This window comes from Marinomonas flavescens, assembly GCF_004352835.1.
GTDB classification, from domain to species: domain Bacteria; phylum Pseudomonadota; class Gammaproteobacteria; order Pseudomonadales; family Marinomonadaceae; genus Marinomonas; species Marinomonas flavescens.
The window spans coordinates 416143-429095 of the sequence record NZ_SJSB01000001.1 but is presented as its reverse complement, the minus strand read 5'-3'; the positions used below and the strand labels follow the sequence as shown (position 1 = coordinate 429095).

The 12953-nt window shown below is 40.8% G+C and carries 12 protein-coding genes; 6 read left to right on the top strand and 6 right to left on the bottom strand.

Features of this window, described 5'->3' with window-relative positions; genetic code table 11:
• The first annotated feature begins 217 nt into the window (after window positions 1-217).
• The 4 genes from E0D70_RS01920 (at window position 218) to E0D70_RS17465 (ending at window position 3030) form a co-directional block, all read left to right on the top strand.
• The gene (locus E0D70_RS01920; protein ID WP_133010566.1) at window positions 218-1414 is read left to right on the top strand and encodes a Bcr/CflA family multidrug efflux MFS transporter; all 1197 of its coding nucleotides are present in this window, start codon (window positions 218-220) and stop codon (window positions 1412-1414) included.
• A 54-nt stretch (window positions 1415-1468) separates the two neighbouring features.
• On the top strand, window positions 1469-1819 hold the full coding sequence (locus E0D70_RS01915; protein ID WP_133010565.1) for a HopJ type III effector protein: 351 nt from the start codon (window positions 1469-1471) through the stop codon (window positions 1817-1819).
• Between the two features lie 110 nt (window positions 1820-1929).
• A complete protein-coding gene (locus tag E0D70_RS01910; RefSeq protein ID WP_133010564.1) occupies window positions 1930-2751 on the top strand; it encodes an HAD family hydrolase in 822 nt (273 codons plus the stop codon).
• 120 nt (window positions 2752-2871) lie between these two features.
• Window positions 2872-3030 (top strand): hypothetical protein, encoded by a 159-nt coding sequence (locus E0D70_RS17465; protein ID WP_165942846.1) that lies wholly within the window; start codon window positions 2872-2874, stop codon window positions 3028-3030.
• A gap of 64 nt (window positions 3031-3094) precedes the next feature.
• On the opposite strand, the gene E0D70_RS01905 is transcribed toward E0D70_RS17465, so the two are convergent.
• A complete protein-coding gene (locus E0D70_RS01905; protein ID WP_133010563.1) occupies window positions 3095-4588 on the bottom strand; it encodes a TyrR/PhhR family helix-turn-helix DNA-binding protein in 1494 nt (497 codons plus the stop codon).
• A 35-nt stretch (window positions 4589-4623) separates the two neighbouring features.
• Window positions 4624-5850 carry an ROK family transcriptional regulator gene (locus tag E0D70_RS01900; RefSeq protein WP_133010562.1) on the bottom strand — a complete coding sequence of 409 codons (1227 nt, stop codon included), beginning with the start codon at window positions 5848-5850 and terminating at the stop codon, window positions 4624-4626.
• Window positions 5851-6022: 172 nt separating this feature from the next.
• Here E0D70_RS01900 and E0D70_RS01895 point away from each other — a divergent pair, with 172 nt between their 5' ends.
• Complete coding sequence (locus E0D70_RS01895) at window positions 6023-7219, top strand: AGE family epimerase/isomerase (protein ID WP_133010561.1); 1197 nt, start codon at window positions 6023-6025, stop codon at window positions 7217-7219.
• Between the two features lie 81 nt (window positions 7220-7300).
• On the top strand, window positions 7301-8254 hold the full coding sequence (locus E0D70_RS01890; RefSeq protein ID WP_133010560.1) for a LysR family transcriptional regulator: 954 nt from the start codon (window positions 7301-7303) through the stop codon (window positions 8252-8254).
• Window positions 8255-8412: 158 nt separating this feature from the next.
• Here E0D70_RS01890 and can read toward each other — a convergent pair whose 3' ends face one another.
• The 4 genes from can to E0D70_RS01870 form a co-directional block, all read right to left on the bottom strand.
• On the bottom strand, window positions 8413-9045 hold the full coding sequence (can, locus tag E0D70_RS01885) for a carbonate dehydratase (RefSeq protein ID WP_133010559.1): 633 nt from the start codon (window positions 9043-9045) through the stop codon (window positions 8413-8415).
• Window positions 9035-9898: a putative RNA methyltransferase gene (locus E0D70_RS01880; RefSeq protein ID WP_133010558.1), complete on the bottom strand. Its 864-nt coding sequence runs from the start codon at window positions 9896-9898 to the stop codon at window positions 9035-9037. The genes can and E0D70_RS01880 overlap by 11 nt, the downstream gene beginning before the upstream one ends.
• Window positions 9899-10031: 133 nt before the next feature.
• On the bottom strand, window positions 10032-12047 hold the full coding sequence (locus tag E0D70_RS01875) for a putative bifunctional diguanylate cyclase/phosphodiesterase (RefSeq protein ID WP_133010557.1): 2016 nt from the start codon (window positions 12045-12047) through the stop codon (window positions 10032-10034).
• 61 nt (window positions 12048-12108) lie between these two features.
• A complete protein-coding gene (locus E0D70_RS01870) occupies window positions 12109-12948 on the bottom strand; it encodes a DUF1853 family protein (RefSeq protein ID WP_165942845.1) in 840 nt (279 codons plus the stop codon).
• Window positions 12949-12953 lie beyond the last annotated feature (5 nt).

Here is a 12953-nt window from a genome sequence, read left to right as displayed (position 1 = left end):
AATCAATTTATTTTTAATCTAACAGCAATAGAGTGAATAATATCGAAAGACAGCTAACAAAAGACGAAAGTAAGCAAACAATCAGTTTGCTTTCGTACTATTTGCACAATTAACAATCCACAGCCGATCATAAATGATTATAATTATCCCTGCATGCATGGCGGATTTTTAATCAATTCTCCATCTCCAATTAATCTCATATTTTCGTTGAACCTATATGAAGCTAACTCTTCCCGTTATTCTTGTTCTTGGCTTATTATCAGGCTTAACACCTCTGGCAATAGACGCTTATTTACCCAGTATTCCATCCATAGCGAAAGACCTAAACACTGAAATAAGTTTGGTGCAGATGACTCTCAGTATGTATTTGATTGTCTTTGCTGTATTACAGCTTATTTTTGGCCCGCTTTCTGACGCTATTGGCCGCCGTAAAGTGGTGCTTAGTGGCCTTGGCTTCTTTTGTTTGGGCAGTATTATTTGTGCCTGCGCCCTAAATTATGAAATGTTAATTATTGGGCGCGCTATTCAAGCCGTCGGTGGGGCTGCTGTTGCTGTCAGTATTCCTGCGCTCGTCAAAGATAAAATGTCGACAAATCAATTTGCTAAAGCCATGTCTCTAGTCATGTTAACCATGTCTTTGGCTCCCCTTGTCGCGCCTATTTTAGGCGGTGCTATTCTGGTATTTTTAAATTGGCACTTTATCTTTGTCTTTCTCGCGATTATCTCAGCAATTGGCGCCGTCCTGTTTATTCGAACCATTCCTGAAACGCTGCACAAAGACCACCGTAAACCTTTGTCACTGTCTGGTGCATTGCGTAATTATTACACGCTGTTAAAAAATCCAACGGTAATGGGATACATAGCGGCAGGTTCTTTTCATTTTGCGGGCATGATGTGTTTTATCACCGGTTCTTCTTATGTTTATATTGAACTGTACGATGTAAAACCTTCTCATTTTGGTTTTATATTCGCGTTAAACGTTATCGGCATGATGACAGCAACCACAATTAATAGCCGCATAGTGGAAAAAGTAGGCGTTGACAGTCTCATTAAATACGCTATTTCCATTCTCTTATGCGCTTCTATTAGCATGATTGTTATTAGCTTTTTCACTAAGCCACCGCTCGCAGTCATTGTTATCGCTTGCATATTTTTCATGGGCTCTATCGGCATACTTGGTAGTGGGTTTATGGCTGGTGCGATGCGAAATGCAGGTGATCATAATGGCAGTGTTGCGGCACTTGCAGGCTCTTTTCGTTTTTCTTCTGGTGCGTTAAGTGGTGTTGCAGTCAGTGTTTTCCATACCGGCACCTTTGCGCCTATGTTACTAATTATGGCGTTCTGTGGGATTTCTGCTTTTATTACGTATCAGCTTGTAAGTCGTCGATTCGAACCCGCTGTAAACAAACATTAATACTTTAATTTATAAAACCATTGATACTGCCTTGTTACTTAAAATGGAGCTCCTATGTTAAACAGCGAAACACTCTTAGCGAAATTAAAAGACTCACCACAACAGGTTCAATTTAAAGACGTCATTAGTGTCATTGAGACTGAATACGATTTTACTCCTACTGACTTTTCTAATGGCCAACAAGCGAATGCCAAAAATGAAAACAATGGCTCTTGTAAAATTTTTGCCTTTGCGGCACTTAACCAATTAACCCAAGAAGAAACGCTTCAGTTATTTGGTGATTTTTATCGTGTAGATGTACTGCAAAATCCAACAGCAAATGATCACCAAAACATCCGCCAATTTATGATTTCTGGCTGGAAAGGCATTACCTTTCAATCCCCTGCTCTGGTTAAAAAAGCCTAATAAAAAGCAGACTGGTCGATCTTGACGAGTCTGCTTTTCCACCTCTCCTTAGCGCTTCCTTCGTAAGACAAAATACGCTAGTGTTATGTCGTCTTAAAGGTGAGGTAATTATGGATTTATTAGCATTTGATTTAGACGGCACCTTATTGAACCGTCAGCAACGTCTTTCAGAATACACTTGCGATACCCTAAGACGTTTAGACGCGGCCGGTATTGCTTATACCGTGGCGACAGGCAGGACGCACTTTGCAGCCAAACCCTGCATTGCTGATCACGATTTCCCTCATTGGCAGATTTTTAAAAATGGTGTTGAATGGTGGAATCCTCAGGATAACGCCTATCGCCATCAAAACTTTCTCACACCAGATTTAATCACCGAGACACTATTGGCATTTGCCGATCATCAAGTTACTCCGTTTGTTTTTTGTTTAGATCCAGATGGCTCACATAAGGTGTATCACGCACCTCTAAATGGTGATTTAAGTGACCATATCGCCAATGAGTTAGGTGCGCATGATCAGCTCAGCTTGCACCCCATTGAGCAACTTTCTTCTGATGCTATTATTACTAATATTAGCGCCATGGGGCGACCTGACATGGTAGAGAGCCTTGTCTCTGATTGCCAAAAACACAACCATCTTACTGCCTATTCTGGTGGTGGCATTTATACAGCAGACGCCTACTGGCTAGACATTCATCACAGTAATGCTTGTAAAGGCTCTTCTTTGATGGAACTAAAAACGCAAATGGGTGCCCAACGAGTGATCGTGTTTGGTGATGGCGACAATGATTTGTCTATGTTTGAAGCATCTGATGAAGCTTTTGCGACAGAAAACGCACTTGAACATGTAAAAGAAGCCGCTAATAGCGTTATTGGTCATCATGATGAAGATGGCGTGGCGCGTTATTTAAGGAAAAGGTACGACCTTTAAGGCAGAAAGCTTGCTATAAATGAAATCGCCCCCATTTACTTAAATACAACAAAATGGACTTTACCCAGCCAGCATAATGGCCCATGATAGATTTAAGAAGAATAAGTTTGGAGAGACACTATGTTTGAATTTTTACTTTTCATTGCTGCTTGTACTGCGATTGCGGTTCTGGCCGTTAATGTGCAGAAACTTGCCTCTCAACCAAAGGTGAAACTGCAGCCAATCAAAATTGAACGCGAAACACCTCGAAAAAAAGTACCGACTCGTCGTCCATACTAAGACTTGTTCTTAATTATTTTTAAGCCATTTATCGACTGATAAGTGGCTTTTCTATGCTTCCAGCTTAACTAATCCCATATTCTTTGAGTTTATTCGCGATAGCGCTATGACTTATTCCAACAGCTTTTGCTAAACGACGTGTGCTCGGGTTCTCAGGGTACAATGCTTTTAGCAAACTCGCTTCAAACTGCTTAACTGTTTTATCTAGGGATCCATCCACCAACTCTAGAGACATAGTGCCACTATCTCCAGGTAATCTAATGTTTTCTGGTACCCACGTATTTAACTTATTCAGATTTAACGTTTGTAAGCAGATATTTTGTAGCTCTTTTAAATTTCCGGGCCAAGAATAAAGAGACATTTTAAGCAAGGCTCCTTTGGAAATTTTCGGCATAGAAATAACGTAACGCTCAGCATAAAAAAGCACTGTTTGCTGAATTAAACCCGCTAAGTCTTCACGGCGCTCTTTTAATGAAGGAACATATAAAAACAAACTTGATAAAGCGAAATATAGCGCGGGATTCAATCCGTCATGCGCAATAAGCTGCGGCTCTTTTTGGGTCGTTAACGACACGACTCGACACGCACAATCGAAGCTGGTTGAAAATTCTGGATGTCGGTTCAACCAGTTAGCGAGCGATACTTGCACATCCGCTTGTAAATATTCGACGTCTTCAATCACGAGCCAACCATTAAACTGATCTAATTTGGCAATGTCCTCGATGGTGATATCACGAGCATGTCGAATGGTTATTTGACTATCTCGATCAACTTGTTCTTTTTGCCAGTGTTGAAACAAGGCCCGCACTAAATCTCTTTTACCCGTACCTATCTCTCCCTGAATGAGTAAAGGCTCCACCATATTCGTAAATGCCTTAGCGCGATTTAACATACTTCGCATTGCCGCACTTTTTATAACATCTGGTACAAAATATTTTTCTAGATGATTTTCTGCGTCCGGAACTTGTTTAAAATTAGCCGCCTGTCGGTCTAATCGAGCCTGCGACTTTAAATGAATAACACTTCCCGCCGGATTTGCACTCCCATATTCATCCGGTACAAAGATAGGTTTCATCTCAAGTAACAACGCCTTGTTACGAATACGGATACGCTTACTCACTCCATTAACAATGTCATCCCAAGTAACTTTGGCAAAACTCACCCCCTTGATAAACTGCTGCAAAGGTCGGTGTAATAAATCTGCGATATCAACACCCAAATCTTGTGCTGCCAACTCTGTCGCCATCGTAATGGTACCCTTGAGATCAACGGCAATCACACCATCAGGCAAGGCTTCTAGCAGTGTGTATAAGGAATTATGCTCGCGTTCAGAAGGTGTAAACATCACTCTTTTTACATCTTCTACACCTTCTAAACGACGCAACTCACCAAGCAGTTGCTGTAGCGTTGCAAAAGTAATGTCTGGAAAACCACAATAGATACAATGATGTTTTGTGTCGGCTTCGATTAAGCGAATGTCTATGTGATGAGGAACAAAAATATCCAGTACTTCTCGCACCATGCCAATACGATCTTCACACTGTATTTCTAATCTCATGATATTCTCTTAACAGGTTTAAATTTAATCATAACCTAGACACTCATTGACAAGGATCGCTTGAGAGAAGGTGAAGAACTTAACAAAAGTAGCTCTTTTTGTGGGGAAAAGGTCTCATAAAGAGGCAGCACCGCAGCACCAAGGATCACCGCGACTGAATCCGCATGGGCAGAACAAATCTCTGGTACAGGTAAGACACTCTGCTGAACAAGAACCGATTGAATAGCATCAATCAACTTGCTCTGAACAACGTCAGGTAAGCGACCACCGACAACAATGGCTTCTGGATCATATAAGGCGATGACCGCACTTAGCGCTGGTTGTATTTCAAATGCTACTTCTTGAGTCCATTGCATAATAACGCTTTGATTTTCTGTTTTATTCCAATCATCACCTTGCGGCCAGACTATCGACAACGCATTAAAAAAACGTTTTAACGAGGATATTGAGAGTGCTTCTAGTATCCATTTCCCATGTTTGCCCGTCGCTGTCGGAATCAAACCAAAGCTACCGGCTTTTCCATGCGCTCCAGAGTAACACTCTCCATCAGTGACAATACTGCCACCACAGGCAATACTGACGAACAAGTAGAAAAAATGTTTTCTTGGCACTCCAGTTGAAAATAGAAGCTCGCTGGTGGCCGCCGCTACAGCATCATTTTCCTTGTAACAGGGTAAACATGTTTGCTCACTAAGCCAGGTTTCAAAAGCCGGTGACTGCCAGTAAATTAATTCTGCTTGTAAGCCAACAAGATCTTCTCTCTGCTCAGTATTTGTGACTAAAGAGTCTAACCAAGCATCCATATAATCTGGTTTAGCCAAACCAATACCTTGAACTTTAGCCCAATCGTTTTGCAGCCTTGTTTTAACCTCAGAAATAAGTTCTTGAGCAATGTCTTTCGCAATTTTTTCCGTTGGAAAAGAAACCGTCCTTTCAAGAGATAATACACACTGACCGCTAAAATCAAGCAGTGCGGCACTAATATGGTCTCTATCTACGTTGATTCCCACCCCGTATGCACCTTGTTTATTAATGCTTAACTGTACCGATGGTTGACCTCGACGTCCTCTAACCTTGCCGTCAATCTTTAACAGCTCGCGCTCTAATAAAGAAGATGTGATGACAGAAATAGTTTGCGAACTCAATCCGGTTTGTTTGGCAATATGAACGCGAGACAGGCCTGGAGTTTGGCGAATCAATTGAAGAATAATGCGCTCATTATAAATACGACTCTGTTCTGAAGTACTACCGGATGATCTCATACACAACTGCTCTGTTATTAAGGGCGTAAAACTAACGATTTATTATTAATAAATCTAATTGATTTAATAACAAAAGGCGTTAGTATGCCATTGTATTCAATCTTATACATAACGAGATTTTAAAAATAAAAATTCAAATGCATTCCTATAATGCCCTAGCAAGGAAAACGCCATGAGCTACCTTCCAGACTTTCGCTCAACTGCTTTTTTAGATCAGCACATCAAATCGACCATGGATTTTTACCATCCGAATTGCATTGATCAGAACGGTGGTTTTTATCATTTTTTCAAAGATAATGGCGACATTTACGATCATGATACTCGCCATCTCGTCAGCAGTACTCGCTTTGTGTTTAATTACGCAAAGGCCTACCTAAATGAAGGCAAAAGCGAGTATTTAGAAGCCACTCGACATGGTTTGGCTTACTTACGCGAGCGTCATAAGCGTGATAATGGCGGTTACGTTTGGTTGCTCAGCAAAGACGAAAACCTAGATGAAACCAACCACTGCTATGGTTTAGCGTTTGTCTTATTAGCCTATTCCACCGCCTACAAGGCCGGTGTTGAAGAAGCAAAACCTTGGATTGCCGAAACCTTCGCGTTAATGGAAAGTCATTTCTGGGACGCCAAGTTCGAGCTGTATAAAGATGAGATTTCAGCCGATTGGCAAACCGTGTCACCATACCGTGGACAAAACGCCAACATGCACAGCTGTGAAGCACTGATCGCGGCGTTTGATGCCACTCAAGAACAACAATACCTAGATCGTGCATTACGCATTGCAGAAAATATTTGTCAGCGACAAGCCGCTCTGAGTAAGGGACAAATTTGGGAACATTACACCACAGAATGGGAAATTGATTGGGAATACAATAAACAAGACCCTAGAAACCTGTTCCGCCCTTGGGGTTTCCAGCCAGGACATCAAACCGAATGGTCTAAGTTATTGCTGCTAATCCAACAACGCAAACCACAAGATTGGCTAGTGCCAAAGGCCGTATCACTTTTTGAGTTTGCTTGGTCTCAGTCTTGGGATGATAACAACGGCGGGCTTTGCTACGGCTATGATACCGAAGGCAATGTCTGCGATGGTGACAAGTACTTTTGGGTACAAGCGGAATCCTTTGCGGCGGCGGCCATGCTGGCTTTAGAAACAAAAGAAGAACGTTACTGGCAGCGCTATGAGTCACTGTGGCAATACAGCTGGCAACACATGATTGATCATGAGTTTGGCGCTTGGTTCCGAATTTTACATCAAGACAACCGCGCCTACGACGATTGCAAAAGCCCAGCCGGAAAAACGGATTACCACACTATGGGCGCCTGCTATGAAGTAATAGAACAGCTTAATAAAACCAACTCAAACTAACGGCAATATTGAGGCTCATCGTTCTATTCATTGATAAAATGCAGTATGATGCAGCCCAATGCTAATCGACATGAGCCCCTTATGCAGTTAGATAAAATAGATCTTAACTTACTTCGTTATTTAGACTCTCTTTTACGAGAGCAAAATGTCACTCACGCGGCTAATCAGCTTGGTATTACCCAACCAGCTATGAGCAATGGTCTACGACGATTAAGAGATCTGTTTCACGACCCTTTATTGGTTCGTACTAGCGATGGCATGATGCCTACTGCTCTGTCTATACAATTACAGCCTCGCGTACAGCGCATTCTACAATCTGTCGATGAAGTACTTCATCTGGGTCAAAGCTTTGAGGCAGAATCCAGCTCTCGCGTGTTTCGAATCATGGCCAGCGATTACGCTGAAGCAACACTGATTCCGCCTTTAATGAAGAAACTACAAAGCGAAGCACCAAACGTCATTCTTGACGTCATGAACCCAAGCGACGTGAGTTTTCACGATGTAGAAAAAGGCAAAGTCGACTTGGTGATCAACCGCTTTGAAACGCTGCCACAGTCGTTTCATCAGAAATCTGTCTGGGTAGACCGCTTCTCTTGCTTAGTGCCTGCCAATTCAGACATTGCGAAAAACTTCACCTTAGAAACCTATCTTGCGTCTCCCCATGTGTGGGTGAGTAAGACCGGCTTTGGTGTTGGTGTTGGCATTCAACCTGAAGAAGTTCAAAAACTGGGTTGGGTAGACAGTTCACTCGCGGATTTAGGCTATAAACGCAACATCCGATTATTTACTCGAAACTACAATGTCGCAATGAGGGCAACTGAGCAACTCGGCCTTATTGCAACACTACCATCGTTAGCAACCAAACTAATGGAAGGTAATAAAAACGTGATTGTGCTACCACCGCCTTTTGATATTCCACCGGTGGAACTAAAGATGCTTTGGAGCCCTTTATTACAACATGATCCCGGCCATATTTGGATAAGATCCACCATTGCTGGTTGTGCGAGAGCCATTGCAGAAAATCATAGCCTATAGAATACATTGGCTTTCTTCTTTAAAAGAAGAAGTGTTGGCAATTAGTCTGTAGGTACTTAATCTGTAAGTGATTAATCTGTAAGTATTAATATAAAAAAAACGAGCATGATGAATACTCGTTTTTTTATATCTAAATATTATGTATTAGTAAGTACTATCTATAACTCATTAAGCTTATTTTTAGCCGCTTCTACATTTGAAAGCGTTGTTTCAAGGTCCGTCACAAAACCATTTTTAATGCTGTAACACCAACCATGTACATGTAGCTCTTGCCCACTCTTCCAAGCATTTTGAACGATACTACTTTGTGCAACATGAGAGACTTGCTCCATTACATTCAATTCGCACATCCGATCATAACGCTGATGATTATCTTCAATACTGTCTACTTCTTGCTTATGAAGACGATACACATCTTTAATATGGCGCAACCAATTATCAACCAAACCAAGCTCATCGGCGTCCATCGCAGCCTGAATGCCACCACAACCGTAATGACCAACAACCATGATGTGTTTAACTTTCAGTACATCAACGGCGAATTGAATAACAGATAAGCAGTTAAGATCAGTATGAACAACGACATTGGCTATGTTTCGATGTACAAAAACTTCACCCGGAAGTAAATCAACAATTTGGTTGGCGGGCACACGGCTGTCTGCACAGCCAATCCACAAATATTCTGGCTTTTGTTGCTGAGACAACGTCTCAAAAAAAGTAGGGTCATCTTTGTTAACTTTTTCAGCCCATTCTCTATTTTTCTGAAAAAGATGATTCAAACTATTCGGCATTATGATCTCCCACTATCGTTTTTTGATACCAACGAAAATTAATGTTTGCAGTTAAATTTAGTGTGCTTAATTTTTTCACCGCTTCCTTCCCCTCATAAGAGGCTTTGTGTATATGCGGTGTCATACATAAGAGGTGTTGTATTTCATCTTGCGAATTCAAAGTAAACGGATAATGAAGCGAGCTTTCTTTAACCAGTTTAAAACCGTCAACACCGCTACTGTGCGTTTCTTTAAAGGGGTGTATGCTTGGATAAAGGATTTGACGCAACTCGATTAGATGATCTTCACCGGACTCAACCAGCAATAGATAGCCTCGCTCAGAAAGCGTTCGATGAAATTCACTAAACACCGGAAAACCAAACAAGCATAGCACCACATCCAAGCAAGCATCTGGCATGGGCAAGCTTGCGTTACTGCCCACTATCCAAGTGGTCTCTTTGTCTCGCTTACTGGCCGCGGCGACTGCCCATTTTGAAATATCTAAACCTAAACGATGTGTCTTTAACTCCTGCTTTTTAAACTCGTCAGCTAAATGGTGAAGATAATATCCTTCGCCACATCCGGCATCTAAAATACGACAAGCGGCGCTTCCAGTAAAATCATCAGGCCACTGATCAATAATGTTTTTGACTACAGGAAAGTAATGACCAAGGTTTAAAAAGAACTGTCGGTAAGAAACCATGTCCTTACTGTCGCCAGGGTCTTTGGAACGCTTATTTTGGACTGGTAATAGATTGATATAACCCGATTTGGCTATATCAAAGGAGTGTCCGTGAGCACAGACCAAACTTCGCTCTTGAAGGCTCAGCGGTAATCTGTCAATTGGGCAGGAGAGATGTTCAAACGTTGGCAAAATATTTCCGATGAATATAATTTTGCATTATTTTATGGGGATATCGCTTTATTAACAAGTCAACTAACACTTAGAAAAACAAAAGCGTCTATATAGGACGGTATTTTACATATTGCCTACATAATATTAGCGCTTAATGAACAGCCAGCATTGATGCTTGCCCCATAACATTAATATTCATATAAGAGGAAAAGTCGCTATTACTCATCGGCCGGGCAAAAAGATAGCCTTGCACCTCTTCACACTTGTATCCATTAAGCACATCAATTTGCGCTCGATTTTCTACCCCTTCCGCAATAACCTTTAAATTTAAGCTATTTGCCATTGCGATAGTGGCTTTAACAATGGCGTTATCGTCACTGTTTACCCCCAAATCATTGACGAAAGAACGGTCTATTTTTAACGTCTGTATAGGGAATTTTTTCAAGTATGCTAGTGAAGAATAACCTGTTCCAAAATCATCAATTGACAACGTCAGGCCCAGTTTTCGAAAAGCATGAAGTTTCTCAATCGTTTGCTGTGCATCCGCCATCAGCATACTTTCTGTTAATTCTAGTTCTAAATATTTTGGATCTACACCTGTTTCTTCTAGAATTTGGCCTACCATTTCCACAAGATCAGATTGCATAAACTGTCGACCAGATAAGTTAACAGACAAGCTAATAGGAGGAAAACCTTGCTCTCGCCATTCTTTTAACTGAAGACAAGCACGACGAAGAACCCATTCTCCCAATGGAAGAATCAAGCCACTCTCTTCTGCTAAAGGGATAAATTTATCTGGGCTAATCATGCCTAATTCAGGATGCATCCAACGAATCAATGCTTCAGCACCAACCGTTACTTCATCTGACAAACGTATCTTAGGTTGGTAAAAAAGCTCAAATTGCTCTTCTTCTATTGCCTTACGAAGCCCTCCTCCCAAGGTTAAATGCGCTCGAATATTATCGTTCATATCACTCTCATAAATAGAATAAGAGTTATGACCAATGGATTTTGCCCGATACATAGCAGCATCCGCATTTTTTAGTAGATGATCAATATCCTCACCATGTTCTGGATAGCTGGCTATGCCCATACTGGCCGTAATCATCATTTCCATCTGAGAAACTGGATAAGGCTTAATTGAGTTTTTCATTATCATGTCAGCAATCGAAATTAAGTCATCTATTTCAGCATGCTCTTGAACAATAACAAACTCATCTCCTCCTAAACGGTATAAACACGCTCGTTGAGGTATTATGCTTTTAATTCTTTCAGCCACTTGCTGGATCAATTCATCACCAACTCTATGACTAAATGTATCATTCACCACTTTAAAACAGTCTAAATCGAAATATAAAACACCGAATTTTAAATTTCTTTTACGAGCATTCACTAAAGCGCCTTCTAACTGACTATAGAGCAAATTTCGATTAGGCAAATTCGTTAGAGAATCATAATTATTTAGTCGATAGAGCGCGACATCATGGTCTCTTTTCTCTTGAACATCATGAGTCAAAAGAAAAACCCTATCGCTCGATATTTGATAACACAGTTCTATTTGGTACCAGCGTATTCCACTTAACGTAGATAAGCGTATTTCTTGGGTTAATAATTCCTGCTCGGATAAAGACGCCATAATGCTATGCACGGCACTAGAGACAACAAAAAGGTCTTCTATTTTTTCCACTTCACCAAATATTTTCTTAAAACTTTCATTTACTTCAACGCGACAACCCTGACCATCAAAAATAGCCATTGGTAATGTTTTAAAGCGCTTAATTGTTTCAAAAGAAGACCAAGCTAGATCCAAAGATTTATTAACAGTCACTTGGCTCGGCTCTCGTATTTTCGCCTTGACTGAAACACCTTTGCGATCACCGCCTAGAGAAATCAATGTACCAATACATTCACAGTAATCTTTCGCTGTGGTTGAATGAGACCAACTAAAATTGAGTGTTGCGCCAATAGATTGATGTTGTGAAAACTGCTGAAGACGAAGTAAAAGTTTTTCATCCACTTTAAGCAATGAAAGGTCATCGATGCCAAAAAATCGGCTGAATAGCCACTTCGCATCTTGGTTACACCAAGAAATATTTGCGTGCTTAATATCAATAACCCAAGAAGGATTACTAACTTTACGGCTTAACAAGTTAGGACATATTGTCATTCGATTTTCATTCTACTTCATACAGTGGAAGGCGTATTTTAAATCCGGTACAAACTGCTCATCACCAAGCATCAGGCACAACAAAGATACTATATGCAGGTTTCGATGGGGCACCTTTAGATTTTTGCCACAAACATAAATATTTTGGCCGAGAGTCAATTTTTAAGTTTTCAATCCATTCTGTCGTAGATAGCGAGCAAGAACGAGTAAAGTTTTGTAATGACAACCAATGTGGCTTTTCTGCTAGCATAACACAAGGAAAATCAGAAAATAATTTCTCCGCTTTGGAGGCATAAACCCATCCTCCAAACTGTGTATTTTCAATCCGCTCAGCTACATTGCTACTATTATTTAAAGACAAGTACAATCGCCCATAAATTAACAAGCAGGTTTTTATCGGACGGTCTTTTATAACATTTTGACACTGCGTTTTGGCACAATCAGTATCAAAAATTGTTAATTGATGACTCCTAGCGCGAGATACTTTTTGCCTCAAACTGTCGTTTTTATTAGGCCCAATCCAATGATCAGGGTAAAGGTCTGGCCGCTCCAAATAAAATTTAATGGCTATTTCAAATTGCAGCAGCTCCCCTTCTGGGGTTTCCACCAGCATATCAACTTCACCTAGCGTTTTTCCTTGCTCTGAAATTTGTACATGTTCAAGAAGTACGGTTAAGGTAGAAAAATGCCGAATCGCAAACGAAAATAACACTTCAAAATAGCACCCTAGAAAATGTGACTTACAGGAGCGAACAACCTGCTCTAGAGACTCTGGAGCAGTCGAAAGAATCTGAAAATCTTCTTCCCATCCCTCTTTCCAGTATAAGGAAAGGTCAATATCACTCTCAATAAAGTGACCTTCCATAAGCCATAAAAGATCATTTATATAAGGAGAGTTCATACTCA